Source organism: Ruminococcus sp. YE282 (genome assembly GCA_900101355.1).
GTDB lineage: Bacteria > Bacillota > Clostridia > Oscillospirales > Acutalibacteraceae > Ruminococcoides > Ruminococcoides bromii_A.
In genome coordinates, this window is the sequence record FMUV01000011.1 from 42,415 (window position 1) to 62,068 (window position 19,654).

At 37.9% G+C, this 19,654-nt stretch carries 16 protein-coding genes and 2 pseudogenes; 11 read left to right on the forward strand and 7 right to left on the reverse strand.

Features of this window, described 5'->3' with window-relative positions:
* Positions 1-14: 14 nt before the first annotated feature.
* The 4 genes from BLP46_RS05340 (at position 15) to BLP46_RS05355 (ending at position 4,258) form a co-directional block, all read left to right on the forward strand.
* A complete protein-coding gene (locus BLP46_RS05340; protein ID WP_092976757.1) occupies positions 15-1,499 on the forward strand; it encodes a glutamate synthase subunit beta in 1,485 nt (494 codons plus the stop codon).
* A 174-nt stretch (positions 1,500-1,673) separates the two neighbouring features.
* The gene (gene rlmD, locus BLP46_RS05345) at positions 1,674-3,125 is read left to right on the forward strand and encodes a 23S rRNA (uracil(1939)-C(5))-methyltransferase RlmD (protein ID WP_092976760.1); all 1,452 of its coding nucleotides are present in this window, start codon (positions 1,674-1,676) and stop codon (positions 3,123-3,125) included.
* 123 nt (positions 3,126-3,248) lie between these two features.
* On the forward strand, positions 3,249-3,620 hold the full coding sequence (locus tag BLP46_RS05350) for a TnpV protein (RefSeq protein WP_092976764.1): 372 nt from the start codon (positions 3,249-3,251) through the stop codon (positions 3,618-3,620).
* Positions 3,617-4,258, forward strand: a complete 642-nt coding sequence (locus BLP46_RS05355) for a hypothetical protein (RefSeq protein ID WP_092976767.1) — start codon at positions 3,617-3,619, stop codon at positions 4,256-4,258. The genes BLP46_RS05350 and BLP46_RS05355 overlap by 4 nt, the downstream gene beginning before the upstream one ends.
* Before the next feature lie 351 nt (positions 4,259-4,609).
* Here BLP46_RS05355 and BLP46_RS05360 read toward each other — a convergent pair whose 3' ends face one another.
* The 4 genes from BLP46_RS05360 to BLP46_RS05375 form a co-directional block, all read right to left on the reverse strand.
* The gene (locus BLP46_RS05360; RefSeq protein WP_092976770.1) at positions 4,610-5,146 is read right to left on the reverse strand and encodes a hypothetical protein; all 537 of its coding nucleotides are present in this window, start codon (positions 5,144-5,146) and stop codon (positions 4,610-4,612) included.
* An 81-nt stretch (positions 5,147-5,227) separates the two neighbouring features.
* Entirely contained in the window at positions 5,228-7,816 is a 2,589-nt protein-coding gene (locus tag BLP46_RS05365) for a DEAD/DEAH box helicase family protein (protein ID WP_092976773.1), read from the reverse strand.
* 3 nt (positions 7,817-7,819) lie between these two features.
* A complete protein-coding gene (locus tag BLP46_RS05370) occupies positions 7,820-9,568 on the reverse strand; it encodes a DNA methyltransferase (RefSeq protein WP_092976776.1) in 1,749 nt (582 codons plus the stop codon).
* 233 nt (positions 9,569-9,801) lie between these two features.
* Entirely contained in the window at positions 9,802-10,995 is a 1,194-nt protein-coding gene (locus BLP46_RS05375; protein ID WP_092976779.1) for an ATP-binding protein, read from the reverse strand.
* 307 nt (positions 10,996-11,302) lie between these two features.
* Here BLP46_RS05375 and BLP46_RS05380 point away from each other — a divergent pair, with 307 nt between their 5' ends.
* From BLP46_RS05380 to BLP46_RS05400, 5 genes are all read left to right on the forward strand, one after another.
* Complete coding sequence (locus BLP46_RS05380; RefSeq protein WP_092976782.1) at positions 11,303-11,512, forward strand: hypothetical protein; 210 nt, start codon at positions 11,303-11,305, stop codon at positions 11,510-11,512.
* A 201-nt stretch (positions 11,513-11,713) separates the two neighbouring features.
* Positions 11,714-12,016 (forward strand): hypothetical protein, encoded by a 303-nt coding sequence (locus BLP46_RS05385; protein WP_092976785.1) that lies wholly within the window; start codon positions 11,714-11,716, stop codon positions 12,014-12,016.
* Between the two features lie 12 nt (positions 12,017-12,028).
* Complete coding sequence (locus tag BLP46_RS05390) at positions 12,029-12,871, forward strand: ParB/RepB/Spo0J family partition protein (protein WP_092976788.1); 843 nt, start codon at positions 12,029-12,031, stop codon at positions 12,869-12,871.
* Positions 12,868-13,047: a hypothetical protein gene (locus BLP46_RS05395; protein ID WP_092976791.1), complete on the forward strand. Its 180-nt coding sequence runs from the start codon at positions 12,868-12,870 to the stop codon at positions 13,045-13,047. The genes BLP46_RS05390 and BLP46_RS05395 overlap by 4 nt, the downstream gene beginning before the upstream one ends.
* A gap of 73 nt (positions 13,048-13,120) precedes the next feature.
* Positions 13,121-14,794 (forward strand): recombinase family protein, encoded by a 1,674-nt coding sequence (locus tag BLP46_RS05400; RefSeq protein ID WP_092976794.1) that lies wholly within the window; start codon positions 13,121-13,123, stop codon positions 14,792-14,794.
* 486 nt (positions 14,795-15,280) lie between these two features.
* Here the strand turns inward: BLP46_RS05400 and BLP46_RS13300 are convergent.
* From BLP46_RS13300 to galE, 3 genes and pseudogenes are all read right to left on the reverse strand, one after another.
* A pseudogene (locus tag BLP46_RS13300) lies at positions 15,281-16,348 on the reverse strand (aldose epimerase family protein).
* Between the two features lie 16 nt (positions 16,349-16,364).
* A pseudogene (gene galT / locus BLP46_RS05415) lies at positions 16,365-17,886 on the reverse strand (UDP-glucose--hexose-1-phosphate uridylyltransferase).
* 10 nt (positions 17,887-17,896) lie between these two features.
* Positions 17,897-18,889, reverse strand: a complete 993-nt coding sequence (gene galE / locus BLP46_RS05420; RefSeq protein WP_092976803.1) for a UDP-glucose 4-epimerase GalE — start codon at positions 18,887-18,889, stop codon at positions 17,897-17,899.
* Between the two features lie 131 nt (positions 18,890-19,020).
* Between galE and BLP46_RS05425 the strand changes: the two genes are divergently transcribed.
* A complete protein-coding gene (locus BLP46_RS05425; RefSeq protein ID WP_092976806.1) occupies positions 19,021-19,371 on the forward strand; it encodes a hypothetical protein in 351 nt (116 codons plus the stop codon).
* Positions 19,368-19,654, forward strand: a 287-nt coding sequence (locus tag BLP46_RS12815; protein WP_143000457.1) for an IS3 family transposase, incomplete at its 3' end; no start/stop codon positions are given. The genes BLP46_RS05425 and BLP46_RS12815, both read left to right, overlap by 4 nt.

Consider the following 19,654-nt stretch of genomic DNA (forward strand, 5'->3'; position numbering starts at 1 on the left):
GGAGGAGAAACGCAATGGGAAAGCCAACAGGATTTATGGAATATAAACGAGAGGACGCTCCCGCATTCTCCGTAAAAGAACGTATAAAGAATTACAATGAATTTCACACTCCGCTTTCACAGGAGGAGCAAAAGAAGCAGGGCGCAAGATGTATGGAATGCGGCGTTCCGTTCTGCCAGGCAGGAATGGTTGTGGGCAATATGGTTTCGGGCTGTCCGCTCAACAACCTTATTCCCGAATGGAATGACCTTATTTTTAAGGGCGCATGGGAACAGGCATACAACAGACTTAAAATCACGAGTAATTTTCCTGAATTTACATCAAGAGTTTGCCCTGCGCTTTGTGAAAAAGCCTGCACCTGCGGAGCAAACGGAGACCCTGTAACCGTTAAAGCCAACGAATACAGCATTGTAGAAAATGCGTATGTTCAGGGCTATGCCTGCGCCAAGCCTCCAAAGGTTCGCACAGGCAAAAATATTGCCATCATCGGTTCGGGTCCGTCCGGACTTGCCGCAGCTGACCAGCTTAACCTCAGGGGTCACTCGGTAACCGTATTTGAAAGAAGCGACCGTGTGGGCGGACTGCTTATGTACGGTATTCCCAATATGAAGCTTGAAAAAAGTGTTATTGACCGCAAAATCAACATTATGAAAGAAGAGGGCGTTGAATTTAAAACCAACGTAAACGTCGGCAAAGACGTCAAGGCTTCGGAGCTTCTTAAAAACTATGACAGAGTTATTCTTGCCTGCGGCGCCTCTCACCCACGTGACATCACGGTTGAGGGCAGAGATGCAAACGGAATCTATTTTGCGGTAGATTTTCTTAAGTCAACAACAAAGTCACTTCTTGACAACGACCTTAAGGACGGAACATATATTTCAGCCAAGGGCAAAAACGTTATGGTTATCGGCGGCGGCGACACAGGAAACGACTGCGTCGGAACAAGCATAAGACACGGCGCAAAGTCTGTTCTTCAGCTTGAGATGATGCCGAAACTGCCCGACGAAAGAACAGCCGACAATCCGTGGCCGCAATGGCCGAGAGTCTGCAAGACAGACTACGGTCAGGAAGAGGCAATTGAAGTATTCGGTCATGACCCAAGAGTTTATCAGACTACCGTAAAAGAGTTTTTGAAGGATAAAAACGGAAACGTAAAGGGTGCAATCCTTGTGAAGCTCTCGCCTGAGAAGGACAAAAAAACAGGCAGAATGATTATGACTCCTGTTGCAGGTTCAGAATACAAGGTTGACGTTGAGCTTGTACTTATCGCCGCAGGATTCCTTGGTAGTGAAAGCTACGTTACAAATGCATTCGGAGTTGAAACAAACGCAAGAACAAATGTTGCAACCCAACCGAACTCATTCAAAACAAATGTTGACAGAGTATTCACCGCAGGTGATATGCACAGAGGTCAGTCGCTTGTAGTATGGGCTATTCGCGAGGGCAGAGACGCCGCACGTGAAGTTGACGAAAGTCTTATGGGTTACACAAACCTCTGATTAGGCACTTACTCTGCTTAAAAATAAACCTATTTAATATTATTTACAGAAATCGGGACTGTACTTTAAACGGTACAGTCCCGATATTTTGTTACAATGACGATGTTTTGTATTGATTAATTTTGTCTAAAATGATAGAATGTAATTAAATAAAAAATAAAAAGCAGGAAAATTATGAGTAACAGTAAAAATAACATAAAAAACGGAAGTTGCCCCGTATACAAAAAATGCGGAGGCTGCCAGCTTCAAAATCTTTCGTACCAAAAGCAGCTTGAATTTAAGCAAAACAAGGTTGAAAAGCTTTTAAAACACTTTGCCAAGGTTGAACCTATTATCGGAATGGAAAATCCATATCATTACCGCAACAAAGTTCAGGCGGCTTTTTACACAGACCGCAGAGGCAAGATAATTTCGGGCGTGTATCAGTCGGGAACTCACCACGTTGTAGGAATTGACAGCTGCCAGACCGAAGACATTACCGCCGACAAAATCATAGTTGCGGTGCGAAAGCTTCTCCCCTCTTTTAAGCTCACAACATACAACGAGGACACCCACAAGGGATTTTTGCGGCACGTACTTGTAAAAAGAGGATTTGCCACAAACCAGGTTATGCTTGTGCTTGTAACGGGCACACCTGTATTTCCGTCTAAAAACAACTTTGTAAAGGCAATAACAAAGCAATTTCCGGAAATTACAACCGTGGTTCAGAATGTGAATCCGTACAACACAAATCTTGTGCTCGGCGACAACGAAAAGGTGCTTTACGGCAAAGGATATATTGAGGATATTCTGTGCGGATGCAGGTTCAGAATTTCGCCAAAAAGTTTTTATCAAATCAACCCTGTTCAGACCGAGGTGCTCTACGGCAAAGCAATTGAGTTTGCCGACCTTAAGGGCAACGAAACAGTGCTTGACACATACTGCGGCATCGGCACAATAGGAATCATAGCCGCAAAAAGCGGAGCGGGAAAGGTCATCGGAGTTGAACTGAACGGCAACGCTGTGCGTGACGCAATTGTAAACGCCAAGGCTAACAATTTAAAAAACATACGCTTCTACAAAGGCGACGCAGGTGAATTTATGTTTGAGGTGTCTCAGGAAAGCGAAAAACCTGACGTTGTGTTTATGGACCCGCCGAGAGCAGGCAGCAGTGAAAAATTCTTAAAATCACTTATTAAAATGTCGCCCAAAAAGGTTGTGTATGTTTCGTGCAACCCCGAAACGCTTTCAAGAGACCTTGAATTTCTCTTGGCAAACAGCAAATATAAGGCAGAAAAAATTCAGCCCGTAGATATGTTCCCGCATACGGCGCATATTGAGACGGTAGTTCAGTTGGTTAGAAAAAAGCCGGATACATATATCGACATTACCGTTGATATGGACGAGCTGGATTTAACATCATCCGAAGCAAAGGCAACTTATGATGAAATAAAAGATTACATATTCGATAAACATTGTATAAAAGTATCTTCGCTTTATGTTGCTCAGGTAAAGCAAAAGCACGGTATTATCGAAAGAGACTGCTACAACAATTCTAAGAAAGATAACCTAAAGCAACCTCAATGCCCGCCGGAAAAAGTAAAGTTGATTGAGGAAGCACTACGACACTTTAAAATGATACCTTAATTGCATAGCGGAAAGACATCAATCGAAAGGTTGGTGTCTTTTTCTATGCTTAAAAATCCGCACATTCGACAAAACAAAGACCTCCTTGTAAAATTGTTTTACCAAATACAAGGAGGTTTTCTTATGAGCAAAGAACTTGAAAATCAAAAATTAAATTATGTAACACAGGGCGATTATTGCTTGCCTTGCATTAGAACGAAAGAGCAAAAGGAACTGCATATCGGCGTGTGGGCAAACCGACACAGACAGTATCTTAAACAACATCATCGTATCAGATACTATAATCTGTTAACATCGGAAAATCTGTACCCTTACCTTGCGGACATCGAAGAACAGGCACAAACAATATTTTCACAACTTGTCAAATCATTTGCCGAAAAAGAAAATGTTACCGAAAAATTGAAAGCTAATAACCCTATGCTATGGGTGCTAAAGATGAACAACATTCGTAACAGAGCGATGGAAATTGTGAATAGCGAGGTGATTTTTGTATGAGAAAAATCGTAATATTTACTATGATATTGACCGTCATTTTTGCTATGGCAGGTTGTACTGTACATAGCGAGCTGGGCAAAAAAGCTGTTGAAAGTTCATCGAGTAATGCTGTATTTGACATAGCGCAAGCGGAAGAATTAACCGAGAAAACTATAACCGAAACCGTTGAGAAAAGGGCATTTACGGAAGAACCAACACTGACGACTACCGCTGAAACCGGTACAGAAAAGGTGCCAAATGAGACGATTTTTTCTCAAACAACAACAGCAAATACCGAGCCTAAGCAAGATACTCATACACAAAAAGAAATGCCAAAAAGCGAAAAATCTGAGCCTGAAATCACAACAAATACTGTTTCGGAAGTCACAACAGCAGTTGAACAAGGTGAAAAATTTGATATATCGTATTGGATTTCTTATGCTCAGAATTACGCTAAAAGTATTGGCTTGATTATTGATGAAACTGCAACAGAATGTTGGGACAACCCCATATCTGCTAATGCAAACAACAAAAATATCGGCTTTGATATTGAAAGCAGATTGAATAGATATAGGAATGATGAAGGCTTTATATCGGTTTGGATATGGGCAGAAAAAATATCCGATACACAGTATGAACTCTACATCGGATACGCATAAAGAATTGAGCACGGATTGCAGAAATACTCTGTTGTCCGTGCTTATTTTTTGTTTGATATTTAATTTTGAATGTAAAATTACCTGAGATAAAAAGGTATGTGCAATCTTAGCGAGCAGACCAGTTGGATAACCAAACGGTAATCTGCCCGCTTTCTGCACATACTGAGCGAGCAGACCGGTTGGATAACCAAACGGTAATCTGCCCGCTTTCTGCACATACTGAGCGAGCAGACCATTTATGGACAGGTTGTCCAAAACGGTGCTGTCGCTCGTGCTTTCAGCGAGCAGTGTATTTATGGATACATTCCATAAATGCCTCGTTAGGGTGACACCCTAAGACCTAATTTAGTTTTAGTTATCTTTTTTAGGAAGCATATCACTTAATAGTTCTGTCGCTGTCTTATTGGTTAACACATAATGTTTTTTAGTAGTGCTATCAGAAACATAAAATCTTATTTTTTTGTTTTCTTTGAGCTTTCCTTTTTTTATACAATCTGAAAGGGCATTATAAAAGAGCGTTTTTTCATAAACCAGAGTGGTTCCTTCTTCAATTTGCAATCTGTGCGGTAATTTAACTTGTAATATGCGACCAAGGGGAGAAGTGTCGGGAACAATTAACATCTGTGAGCCATCGTCAAGTTCAAATCCCCAGTTTTGGATTACGACATCTCGGTTGCCTATGTTAGTAATGGTAACGCCAATATAATGGCGAAATGTATTTCCGTTTTCCGGTACAATAGTTATATTATCGGTAAAAGATAATTGCACTTTTTTCTTATAGTTTAGTTTAGTTTGCCATAATGCAACAATAACTGCAACAAATGTTGCAAGAGCTCCTAAAGTTCCGCCTATTGCTCCAAAAGCAGTCCAAAACAAATTCCAATCCATAGAGACATTCCTCGATTTTCTCATTAATAATACATCTGATTTTGTCTAAAAAACAACCAACATATCGGTGACAATTATGATTTATAATTTCTTCATATCACTATCAAATTCCACCGTACGCACATCTCTGTTAAAGAAATGGAATCCCCAAATCTTATATTTGTTGTCATCAGCAAACTTTGTAACAGGTATTGCTTTTGATTCAATCTGTAAAAGGAAATCCTCTTTCCAACTATCTTTTTCTACAAGATGTGTTCCTTTTGGTTCAATGAATATTTGCAATTGTTCATAACCATCTTGCTTCGGCAGATGCAGGAACAAAAGATAGTCCGGTTCAAAGCGCTCGCCGCCATCAAAAGAATATATGGCAAGTTGGCGCTCGTTACGAACAAGATATACTTTATCGTATTTATCCTTTAATTCTTTCACATACTCTTTAAAGTAAGCGACAAATGCTTTTTCCTCACTTGTACCGTAATTATCCTCGAAAACAAACCAGTCCTCTTTTGAAAGATCCATTTTCCAAGCAATAGGAACGCTGTTGTCGTTTTGGGATATACCGAGCCCGCCATCGTGCGGGTCAATATAATTGCAACGCTTGTTCTTAAAAATGTCGTGAATGTACTGTGCCGTAAATTCACTACTGCCCTCATATATTTCTTCAATGCCGGAGATACTCTCGGCAATCTTTCCAAGAGCTTTTACACAAGCAGAGTATAAAATATCAGTAGGAGGCGTCTCATATTTTGATGTAATGTGAAGTCGTATATATCCTAAATAGTTTTTGTCATAAACAAATTCCTTTGTTGATTTTAAGTTTGGAAAATACGATTTCAACACATTAAATTTGAAAACACTGTATTTACATAATGCCTTATAAATGATTGCATAATTTATATCCGCAATATCACCTATTGTAGTTCTGTATGTATAAGTATTCGGATTGCTGTCTTGCGACGAATTATCTTCCATAATAACATCCTCGCCTGAACGGCCCGTAGCGATAGAAATATTGAATATCATATCACGGACAGACGGCAGCAAGCCCACAACTTCATTACGACTTTTCAAAAGACGTTCGTTTACAAAAACATATCCGCTCTTGTAAATGTCATCCTCTTTAAATTCGTCTTTTAATACATAATTTCTTGTAACCGTCTTATCAAGGTCAATACCGATTTCACGCAAAGCAGTATGTAACTCGCTGATATAACGAGGCTCATTCCAACAATGGTAATACAATTCTTCACATATACGGAGAGGGTTATCAATATCATTGTCGTATTTGCGCTGATATTTTTCCTGTTCTTCTGTAATTTTGAAAGGACAATAACGGGCACCACGACCGATAAGCTGGGCTTCTTTCATTGTCGTCTTTCCGGGAATACCGTTTTTTCCGTCACGGGTTTCATAAAGACGCACAATATCAAAAAGGTTAAGTACATCCCATCCCTCATTTAACTTATCTACTGCAAAAACAGCACGGTAAGGATTTGTTTTATCCTCTAATGAATTAAGCATTATTTGTTTATTTTCAACATCTTGATTGTCATTTGCTGAAATGCAATGTTCTTCTGAAAAATCATCTTTCAATTCACTTGCTAATTCATCATAGGAAATACCGTTTTTAACAAAGTATTTATGTGCCTCTGCAAGCGTTTCACTCGTTGATTGTTCAAAAAGATTCTTTATACGCTCACCGGATAAAGACTTCACCATATCGATAATTTTTGCCATATTTGCGGCATTTTCTTTTACCAATCTTGACTGAAAAAATACAACCGGCTTTATATTTTGGCGGTAATCCTGAAACACTTTATAGCGATACTGACTTAATATTAAAGCCTGTAAAGCACGGTCTTCAACATCTAAGTCCGAACGCAAGGTCTTTATTTCTTTTGAATATCTGTCCGCACGGAATTTGTAGAGTGGGTAATCAAAGACTATTTTATTCTCGTATTCTGCTTTTATTAACGGGTTTTTAATATCACAGGTCGCCGTAAATTCAAGCAGAACATTATCACGGTTAGCACCGAAAATGCGATGAACAGTGTATTCCCAGCTTTTATAGTTTGCTTCTTCATCCTTGCTCATCTTTTTTGTATCAGCGTTTAAGTGATGTGCTTCATCAGAAATAAGTACCACTTTCCTGTTTGCAAAATCGTCAACAGACAAAGAGTTTTCTTTGACACTCCACATATCCGAATGAAGCCCCTGGGTGGTAGTGAAGCAAATATTGATAGCAGTATCATCACTATATTGGAAGTTGGATACTTCCTTAATCTTTATCTTTTCGCCGTCAATAGTTATTTCATCGGCAAAAAGATATTTGCTTGATAAGCTGTTTAGAAAATTTTCCTTTGTCTTTTGAACAATGTTCGATAGATTTACAAAGAACAGAAAATTGCGATAGCCCTGCTTATAAAGATACAGCATAAGCCCTGCCATAATAAGTGTTTTGCCGGAGCCTGTTGCCATATGAAAAAGCGTTTGTGTAGGCTTTTGACAAAGCTTATCATTTTCAAAATATGTAATGAAATTTTCAAAAGCCGATATCTGATATGGGCGCAATTCAAAGTTCGGGTTCAAATTGTCCGGGATATATTGCACAAGTTCTTTTGAAACGCCGACTTCACGCAAAGTATCGATTTTTTCATAAAGGAACGGCATTGCTTATACCTCCCCGTAAAAGCTTCTTGTAAATGCTTTATCTTCTTCTGAAACTCCGAATGTTTCATCGTCCATGTCGCAGTAATTTACATAGAGCTGATTTTTGTCCAGAAGTTCCATAAGCAATCTTTTCTTGTCACCGATTGATAATTTGATATATTCGTCTGAATTTACATCAATATCCTTCGGATTGACTTTGTAACTGATAAAGCCCGTTTCGAGTATATCGGCATATAGCTTTGTCAATTCTTCATCCGTCGTTGCTTTCTCAATGGCATCAACATAGTTTTGATTTAGTTTAGCAAGCTCGCAATATACAAATGAGCCACCGCCTTGCCAATTCACTTCTTTGGAAACACCTGCAGTTTCGCCACCAATAACATTTTGCATCCTTTTCAAGATGATTTCAATTTGCGATTGCATTTGTTCAACACCAATATATTTTCGGTGCATTTTATGAGCCGTAGCACCTGTTGTGCCTGTTCCAAAATGAAAATCTAAAACAATATCTCCCTCATCTGTAGACATTTCAATAATTCTTTTAATCAATGCTTCAGGTTTTTGTCCACCCTTAAACTCCTTGATAACCTCTACATCTGCGGTGTTACCTTCTTTATACGCTCTTGGATCTGCATAGACCTGATGTATATCCGCCCAAACTGTTGAAAGCGGAACGCCTTTGCTTTCATCTAAGTATTGTTTTTCCCATATTACATTTCCATTTTCATCTTTTCCTCGTTGTCTACGTCGATATCTACGTCCGTCTTCATCAGTATATTTGAACCAATCGTTAATGTACTTTTGTGAATAAGGCACATAAACTCTGTTTTGCTTGCGGTTATTATAATCGGAAGCATAATGCAAAATGTAATCGTGAATGTTTACCGGTTTAGGTGTTGCTGCTCGCCCTCCCGATGGGGAACCATAAGACCAAATAAGTTCTTCGACAAAGTTTTCTTCCCCAAACACTTCATCTGCTAAGACTTTGAGATAATGCGATTGATTAATATCTATGTGTATAAAAATATTTCCATCTCGCGTTAATAATTTTTTTGCTATAGAAAGTCTATTCTTCATAAATGCAAGCCAAGAGGAACGGCTGAACCTATCATTATAGTTAAAACTATCTGAGCCAGTATTAAACGGCGGGTCAATATAAATCAATTTGATTTTTCCCTCATACACTTTGAGCAGTGATGAAATCGCAAGCAAATTATTACCCTTAATAATCAAGTTATCGTTTTCCGAAATATCGGTAATACTTTGCACACCGTCCGCAGTATATCTTTTTGCATTTGTAAAAACTTTCGGATAAAGAAGTCTGTCCACTTCGTCCGGAGCAAGTGTTTCATTATAAAAAATCTCGCTTCGTTTTTGGTCTTCCTTTGTCTGTCCGCCCTCTAACACACAATCTTTGTATGGGAAAACAAGCTCTACATCATTAGATGCAGAAATGTACTCACCTTTGTTGTTTACAAGCCCGATTTTGTTTTTGTAACGGGTATAGCTATCCGGCAAAAATTCGCGGTTATTGATTACCCAACCGAAACCGACTTTATCAAAAACGGCAATGCCGTCTACATCTGTAAAAAAGTGTTTTCTTGTTTCTTCATTATCATAAAGTGCTTTTATAAGTTTTGCATCCATCTGCATTGCGGCTTCGTAAACGGCATTGCGTAGCAATTGCCCGTCGTCAGAAAAGAAACGTTCGTCACTTTTTAATACATCTAAAACCTCATTGTAGAAATTCATAATATTTCCTCCTAAACTACATCCACTCGCCATTGGCGGCAGACCATTTTCCGGTAAATTCTTTGTCTCTGACTGCCACTGTAAACGGCTTTTTAAAATGTTTTTATCGTTCTAAACACTCATTGTTTTGGTTTTCATATATTCCTGCAAATTACGCACATAGTATTGAAGAAAAGATATACGCAAAAAGTATTGTTATCCAAAACATAATATTTTTCATTTTTGGGAAACGGTTATTTATCAAGCAGCCAATCTGCCACATCAACAATTTTTACGCCTTCATATTGATATTCAGGATTTCTCGTTCGTGCGATTACCATTTTAGGATAGGCGTCTTTTATTTTGAGCAGAGGCTCAACTTCTCGTTTGAATGTTTCCGGCAAAGAGATATTATCCGAAACCTGAATATATATCTTCTCGCTTCTTTTAAGCGCTACAAAGTCAATCTCTTTTTTATACAACACGCCGGCATATACTTCATATCCGCGCCTGAGTAATTCCATTGCAACGATGTTTTCAATAACTCTGCCAGTATCCAAGTTTTTTGTGCCGAGCTTTGCATAACGGAAAGTATGGTCGCTCAAATAATATTTATCGTTCGTCGTCAGATACTTTTTGCCTTTAATATCATATCTGCGTACTTTGTAAAAAGCAAAAGCATTGCACAGATACTGAAGATAATTACCGACTGTTTTATGGTTGATTTTATCTTTATTTGATGCGAGTGTATCTGTGATACTTCTTGCGGAAGTTAAGTTTGATACATTGTCCATCAAAAACTGAGAGATTCTGTCCATCAAGGCGGGATTTTTGATGTTATATTTTTGCCTAATATCTCTTAAAATCAAGGTATCAAAAACATTTTCGATATAATCAAATTTGTCTTCCTGTTCTTTATACAAATAAGAGCCGGACATGCCGCCTTCAAGCATATATCTATCGAAAGCTGTATATTTGTCGGACAGACTGAAGTATTGAACATACTCTGCAAAAGAGAATGGGTACACTTTGATTTCAAAGGTCCTTCCGGTAAACAGGGTTGCCAAGTCCGAGCTGAGCAAAAAAGCATTTGAGCCGGTGATATAAATATCATACTTCTCGGTTGCATGCAGATTGTTTATACACAGCTCAAAGCCGTTGCACATTTGAATTTCGTCGATTAAAACGAAATTTTCCTTATCCTCTGCATAATTGCTTTCGATATGTTCGTTAAGGGCCTCATACTCTTTCAAATTGTCATATTTAGACAGGTTAAAATTGATGTGAATTATATTAGCGTTCGGAATGTTTTCCTGAACATAAGATTTGAAAGCTTCCAACAGTTTTGATTTGCCTGAGCGTCTTACACCGGTCAGCACTTTAATATCCGGGGTGCCGATAACGCCTATCATTTTATCTAAATATTGTTTTCTTTCAATCAGCTTCATACAAAATCACCTCGCAAATTTATTATATCGCATTTATTTCCCAAAATCAATATATTTTTAATTTTGGGAAGTCAATACTGTAAAGTTTACAATTTGATAATTCCAAACCATTCTCTCCTCTCGGTTCGATGAATTGAGAGGAGATTTTTGTTTTTTCAAAAAATTTTTCAAAAACACCCCCCAAGAATCGTTTCCCATTTCAAACAAGTGAAGGGGTAAATTTTCTCAAAAAAATTTTTGAAAAATCGGTTAATTTGGGTGTGCATTTTTACCCCCTTTGTCCAAATGAGTGAAAGGAGTTTTTTCTATGGCAAGATTATCAAAGAAATTAAAACAGGAATGGGCTTTTTTCTTAAGCCCCAAAACAGGCAGAAGAACATACAACGACCTGTGCCGCAAATGCCGGTACGACTGTAAACAAAGCTTTCGGGCAATCGTTATGTGTTGTCCGATGTATTGTTCCAAAAGAAGTGTCAAATCCGTACCAAACAGCAACGATTTCAACGATTCGGGATAAGAGGATAACTTATATTCTTTTCAAAATAAAACGGCTTACAGAGAAAAATTTTGATAATTTCGGCACCTTTTCTGTACAGAAAAACGGCTGTTGTAATTATCATTTCCACTCGCCGTTCAAAACAATTCAAATAGCAGGTAACCGTATAAATATATAAATAAATATATATTTCTTACCTGCCGTAAAAGAAAGGACTTAAATATGATAGCAAATAAAGTATACACAAGAGACGAAATGAGAGAAGAACACATCATAACTACCGATTATCACTTCATAGACAAAGAGGGCGAATACTTCGCAAAACTGATAATGAGAGCAGAAGCAAGTAAAAATATGATGCGCCTTTTCTTTCAGTTAAGTGACGGAAGAAAGATTATCACGCCCGTATTCTGGTGGCAGAGTTATCTCGGTTTTTACGAAATAGATAACGGTACGAATTTGAGATTGATTTATGAGAAAAACGGCAAAGGCATCGCACTGAAAAAAATAGAAATATTGGATTAAGGAGAAATTGAAATGCAGGAAACCATAAAGAACATCAACATAGATTTACTTATTCCATTTGAAAACCATCCGTTTAAGAAAAGAGACGGAATTGAAAAAGAAGAACTGACAGAGAGCGTAAAAGAAAACGGTTTGCTCCAGCCGATAATCGTCCGTTCTTTTTCCGCCGGTACTTACGAGATTATCAGCGGACACAGGAGAGTTGAGGCTTGCAAGGAATTGGGAATACAAACCGTTCCCGCCATAGTCAGAGATATGACAAAAGATGAAGCAATTATTACAATGGTGGATTCAAATTTACAGAGAGAACACCTACTGCCAAGCGAAAAAGCCTTTGCCTACAAGATGAAATTAGAAGCGTTGAAGCATCAGGGGAAAACTTCGTGCCAAATTGGCGCAAAGTCAAGAACAGATGAACAAATCGCCGAAACAGTAAATGACAGTGCAAGGCAAGTCCAAAGATATATTCGCTTAACATACTTAGTACCCGAACTGTTAAAACTCGTTGACGAAGAAAGGATAGCCTTCACTCCTGCTGTTGAGCTTTCGTATCTGCCCGAAAACGAGCAGAAAATGTTAGCCGAAGAAATAGAATACACAGACGCCACGCCGTCGCTTTCACAGGCACAGCGATTACGCAAATTCAGCGAGCAAGGCAGATTGTCCATAGACACGATATTTGCCGTGTTAAGTGAAGAAAAGCCAAATCAAAAAGAACAGGTCAAATTCAAAACCGAGGATATACGCAAATATTTCCCCAAAAGTTATACAAGCCTTGATATGCAAAAGACAATTATCAGCCTGCTTGAAAAATGGCAGAGACAGAGAGAAAGAAACAGAGGTGATGCAAGATGATGACACTAAAAAGCGATAAAACCGGGCAAGCCGAATACGATAGGTTTTTAGACTTAATGGCAAAGATGTACTTAAAATATGGGGATAAATATCGTTTGGTAACAACGGAAGATATTTTGAGACAATTTCCAAACCGCCAATGCAAGAATCGTAATGGCACGCAGAAAGGGGCTTAGCCCCTTCTGCCGTACATTGGAGTATTTATTTAGACGGCAATATAATGTAAGCAAATCAGAAAGGAGTTATCGTATGAAAAGGAAAAATTGCTATATATACACCCGTGTATCAACCTCTATGCAGGTCGACGGGTTCAGCCTTGATGCACAGAAAGAAAAGTTAAGAAGGTATGCCGAATTTCAGGACTTTATGATTGCCGGAGAATATTCCGATGAAGGTAAGTCCGGTAAAAATATTGAAGGCAGGCCTGAATTCCAAACTATGCTTAACGACATATCCGAAGGAAAAGATAATGTACAATATGTGCTGGTGTTCAAGTTGTCCCGATTTGGCAGGAATGCAGCCGATGTTCTTAATTCTTTACAACTGATGCAGGATTACGGGGTTAACCTTATCTGTGTTGAGGACGGTATTGACAGTTCAAAGGACAGCGGCAAACTGATGATTTCAGTGCTGTCTGCCGTTGCGGAAATTGAACGAGAAAATATTCTTGTTCAAACAATGGAAGGCAGAAAACAGAAGGCTCGTGAAGGCAAATGGAACGGAGGGTTTGCCCCATACGGTTATGAACTTATTGACGGCGAGTTAAAAATAGCCGAAGATGAGGCAGAAATTATTCGCATTATTTATGATAAATTCATTCATACCACAATGGGTGCCGGTACTGTTGCAAAATATCTGAATCGCCAAGGCTATATTAAAAAGAAACGCCAAAACGGAACTTTAGATGCATTTACGGCACATTTTGTAAAGCTTGTGCTGGACAACCCTATTTATTGCGGAAAAATTGCTTTCGGGCGAAGAAAAACGGAAAAAATACAGGGTAGCCGTAATGAATATCACGTGGTAAAGCAAGAAGAATATCCTATTTATGACGGTATTCATGATGCGATTATCAGCGAAGAAGATTGGCTTTTAGCTCAAGATAAGAGAAAAAAGACCGGTATAAAGAATGAAAAAATATACAGTACAGAACATCAGCATTTATTGACCGGTATAATTAAATGTCCCATATGCGGTGCCGGGTTATACGGAAGTGTCAACCGCAAACGCAAAAAAGACGGAAGTTTTTACAGAGATTATTGGTATTACGCCTGCAAACACAGATTGGAATATGACGGACATAAATGTACTTTCAAAAAGCAAATTCATCAGGAAAAGATAAATGAAGCGGTTGTGGAAGTAATAAGGAATATCGTTAAAAACTCAAAGTTTGATTCTGCAATAAAAGAAAAATTAGATGCAAGCGTGGATTTATCTAAGTATGAAAAAGAAGAAGCATATTTAATGACACAGATAAGACAGCTTAATGCCGCAAAGGAACGACTCGGCTTTCAAATTGACAGGCTCGACTGTTCCGACAGGCATTATGAGCAAAAATATACCGATATGCAAAATCGTATAAATTCATTATATGACGAGATTGCAGAGGCAAACGAAAATCTTGAAACTGTGCAAACACAAATCAAGGCTATTAAAGAACAAAAAATCTCTCAAAAACGAATATTTGAATTTTTAGAATTATTTGATATAATATATAATGAATTTACCGAATTTGAGAAGAAAGAATTTCTTCACAGCTTTATAAAGAAAATCGAGATATATCCCGAACCGTTGGAAAACGGCCAGATATTAAAGAGCATACAATTTCGTTTCCCGGTATATTATCAAGGGAACGAAGCCGATATGTTTATTCCGAATTTTGAAAACACAGTTGAAACGGTAGTATTGATGTCAAGAAAATAATTAAACAACCGAAATACCGGCTTGTTTGCTGACTTTTTCAGAAGTGTAAATTATACACACAACTACTGCAAATACCCGGATATATCTTACGGAAACATATCCACCACAAAATTTCATTCAGGTTGTAACCTCGGATTAGATAACACAAATTGAGTGAATGGATTATATGTCAGTTATTCCAGTGGTATGGATAACACGAGACAAATAACAACCTCATCAGCACAATACTCAAATACTTTTCAAGTGACTGATTATATGTTGACAAAGGTGGCCATTTGAATAAAAATTATTTTAGTTTATTGGGATAAAAATAGCGAAAAAGCAACAAAAATACGGGAGAAAATCCGTGTACAATTAATGAATAGATCGTTGAATAAAGTCAAAAAATGATATCTTTCTCTAAAATCAAGGACCACCCATTTTTCTTGGGTGGTCCTTGATTTTAGAGAAATTTTATTTTTAAAAGGAGTTAGAAATTAGCTTATTTTATTTGTTTATACCAAAAATATATTTCGTAGTTTGTGCATAGTTTTCGTTTGCTTTTAATATTGTCGTAGGAAAAGTCTTGTGATTTACAGCATCGGGGAAGCCTTGGGTTTCAAGACAAAATGCTGAATTTTCTCCGTATGTTGCTGAATCCTTTCCCATATTGGGCAAAACATCGACATAATTTGCTTTATATACATGAACACCTTTCTGAGAAGTATAGCATTTTAATGTAATTCCGCTATCAATACCCTCAGCTTCGGCTGCAAGCACAAATTTTTTATCAGAATGATTCAGCACAAACATATGATCAATACCGTTTGCAAAACAAACCTGCTCGTCTTTTCTGTCAATACCATTTCCAATTAACTTGGGTTTAGTAAAATCAAACGATGTATTCTTAACGGGAGTTATCTCTCCTGTGGGATTGAGGTTTGAATTTATCGGTATGAAGGAATTTGCATTAATTTTCAGCTTGTGATTTTCTGTAACTTTACCGCTTTTATGTCCGTTAAGATTAAAATATGAATGATTGGTCAGATTACATATTGTGTCTTTGTCGGAAACTGCCGACCATTTTATCGTAAGTACATTTTCATCATCAAAGGTGTAGCGTACAAAGACCTTCATATTTCCGGGATAGCCCTCATCACCGTCGGGATTATCAAGCATAAATAGAACTGTATTTGGAACTTTATCATCAACTACCTAAAGCCAAATTTTGCGGCTAAAGCTGTTAAATCCGCCGTGTAGATGGTTACTCCCATTGTTTACAGAGAGCTGATAATCTTCTCCGTTAAGAGTAAACTTGCCGTAAGCAATTCTTCCGCAACATCTTCCGACAGTAGCACCGAAGTATGTTCCGTCAAATTCATAACCGTCAATGTGCTCATAGCCGAGAACTACATCTCTAATACTACCGTTTTTGTCGGGAACTTTTATCGAAACGACACTTGCGCCTAAATCACATAATGTCACGCTTGCTCCGCTGTTATTTTCTATTGTATAAAGATGAGTGTTTTCACCTTTGGATGTAGGTTCAAAATTTACTACCCTTACCTTTGACATTTTAGCACTTCCTTTACTACAGCGTCTTTATAAATTTATCAAAAGCCTTTTGTCCTTCAGGAGTTCTTTTGAATACACCTGCATCCAAAAGAACATTAAGAAACACCTTTCCTATCTCATTTTGAATTATTGAATCAACATTATTTTCATTGATTTCATCATACTGCGAAACAAATTCATTTACCCACTCGGAATGTTTGCTGATTTTCGGAATTTCACTTACATCCTTGTGATTAAGAATAGCATCCTTTAAAATAGCCATTTCATCTTTAAGCCTTGAGGGCAATACTGCAAGTCCCATAACTTCAATAAGGCCGATATTTTCTTTTTTAATATGATGCAAATTCGCATGAGGCTGAAATACTCCCAGAGGATGCTCTTCACTTGTGATATTATTTCTGAGAACGAGGTCAATAACAAATTTTCCATCCTTTGTAAAAGCAATCGGAGTAATAGTGTTGTGAATTTCACCATCTGTTTCGGCAAAAATGCCAACATCTGCGTCCGTGTACGCTCTCCAACTCTTTAGAATATAAGAAGATAATGAAATAATGCTGTCCTTGTTTTTACCTGTCAATCTTACAACTGACATAGGCCACTTTACGCCACTTTACAATTCCGCACTCCACATCATCAAAGCCGTTAACAATAAACTTTCTTTCAACCTCTGCCCTATTAAGTGCAAAGCTGTATCTGCCACCCTGAAAATGTTCATGTGTAAGTATTGAACCGCCTACAATCGGTAAATCAGCATTCGAACCGATTATATAATGCGGAAACTGTGAAATAAAATCAAACAGTTTTCTGAATGTAGAATCATTGATTACCATTGGTGTATGCTCACCGTTTAATACAATACAATGTTCATTGTAATAAACATACGGAGAATATTGCATAAACCAGTTATCTCCGTCAATGGTGAGCGGAATAATTCTGTGATTATCTCTTGCAGGATGATTTACTCTTCCGGTATATCCTTCATTTTCCTTACAAAGCAAACATTTCGGATAGCCCGACTGTTTTTGAAGTTTTGCCGCTGCAATAGCTTTCGGATCTTTTTCAGGCTTTGAAAGATTTACAGTGATATCAATATCGCCGTATTCGGTTGATGTTTTCCACTTTAAGTCTTTTTTAATACGATATCTTCTTATATAATCGGTATCGCAGCTGAATTTATAGTAGCTATCGGTTGCAAGTTTAGGAGAAAAGCTATAATTCTGCCAAAATTCTCTTATTACTTCTGACGGTCGCTTAACAAGTGAAGCCATAAGTTTCACATCAAATAAGTCGCGATATGTTACTGTATTTTCGGGAATGATTCCTTTTTCGTATGCATAATCAAGAAGTCCCGACAAAATTTCTTCAAGAGTATCCTCGTTATCTGCTGTAAGGCAAGTACAACTGTCATCGGGTTCATCCATATGGAACAACGGCAAAAGCCTATTTTGCGTGTAGATTATATCCTCTTTTTCAATAAGCCCTGTATTGATTCCGTATGAAACAAGTCTTAATATTAAGCCGTAAACGCTGTTCTTCATAAATACCGCCTCACTTACTATAGCCGTTGGGATGTGTTGAATGCCATTTCCACGCTGTTTTAATAATTGTTCCCAGATCATCATACTCAGGTTTCCAGCCAAGTACAGTTTTCGCCTTATCGCTTGATGCAATCAATACAGCAGGATCGCCTCTTCTTCTGCTTTCTTCAACAACCTTAATATCTTTCTGTGTAACTTCCTTTGCTTTTTCAATTACCTCACGGACAGAAAAACCTACACCGTTGCCAAGATTGAATATATCACTTTTACCGCCCTTCATAAGATATTCAACTGCAAGAATATGAGCCTGTGCAAGGTCAGTGACATGGATATAATCACGAATACAAGTTCCGTCAGATGTGGGATAATCAGTACCAAAAATACTTATGTGGTCACGGGTACCCTGCGCCGCTTGAAGAATAATCGGAATAAGGTGGGTTTCAGGATTATGTGCCTCACCGATTTTTCCGCTGATATGTGCTCCGCATGCATTGAAATATCTGAGAGAAACATATCTTAAACCATGTGCTTTTTCAACCCAATAGAACATTCTCTCCATGGATTTTTTTGTTTCTCCGTAGCAGTTTGTCGGATTTGTCGGATCGGTTTCAATAATAGGAGTTCTCTCAGGCTCACCGTATGTTGCCGCTGTTGATGAAAATACAATCTTATCAATTCCGTGAGCAACCATTGACTGAAGCAAAACCTTTGTGCCGTTGAGGTTATTATCATAATATTTGAGAGGGTTGGTCATACTTTCACCGACAAGTGAATTGGCTGCAAAATGAATTACAGCATCAATACCTTTTTCTTTATCAAAAACGCTGTCAATTTCACTTCTGTTTCTGAGATCACCTTTATAAAATTTTGCTTTGGGATGAACCGCCTCAATATGACCTGTTTCAAGGTTATCGAATACAACAACCTCATTACCGCTTTCAATAAGTCTGTAAACTGTATGCGAACCGATATATCCGGCACCGCCTAAAACAAGAATTTTCATTTTGTCCTCCTTATTCATAAAAACAAAACCTGCATAATTACATTACTGAACAAGTCCATAAAAAATGGACAATAGAAAAAAACAGCCTCCTATGGTAGAATAAAAAAATAACTACCATGGGAGGTTTTGTTATGCCACGGAAATATAGACACATAAAAGACTATGAGAAAGAGCTAATTGAATATATACAGCAAGGACATACTTTGCGAGAAACCGGAGAAAAATTTGGATTCGCATATAAAGAAATGAGAGATTTCAAAACAAGATACAACAGAAATCAAAAGAAACTTGCGGCAGGAATAGCAATAAAGCCAAAAGGCAGACCACGAAAAGATGGGAACAAATTACCGCCGAGCGTACAACAGTTAAGCAAGTTATCACAATTGCAGTATGAACTTGCAAGTAAGGATAGATATATCAAGCGAATAGAAATGGAAAATGAGTTAATGCGGGATTTTCTCTCGCTCACAGAAAGGAAGTGAAACCATCGATTAAGTATCAAGTAATCTTTAAGCATAAAGACAAATACAGTATAAACTCAATGTGCAAATTCTTTGAAGTATCAAGAGGCGGATATTATGCGTTCTTGAAGCGAATGGATATACCGGACAGAGATTTACCGTTAGCCGAAAAGATAAAAAAATGTCAGGAAGAAAGCCACAGAACATACGGCTATCGCAGAGTACATATATGGCTTGAAAGACAAGGAATACAACGCAATCCTAAAACAATTCTTCGTGTAATGCAAAAGTACAACTTGTTGTC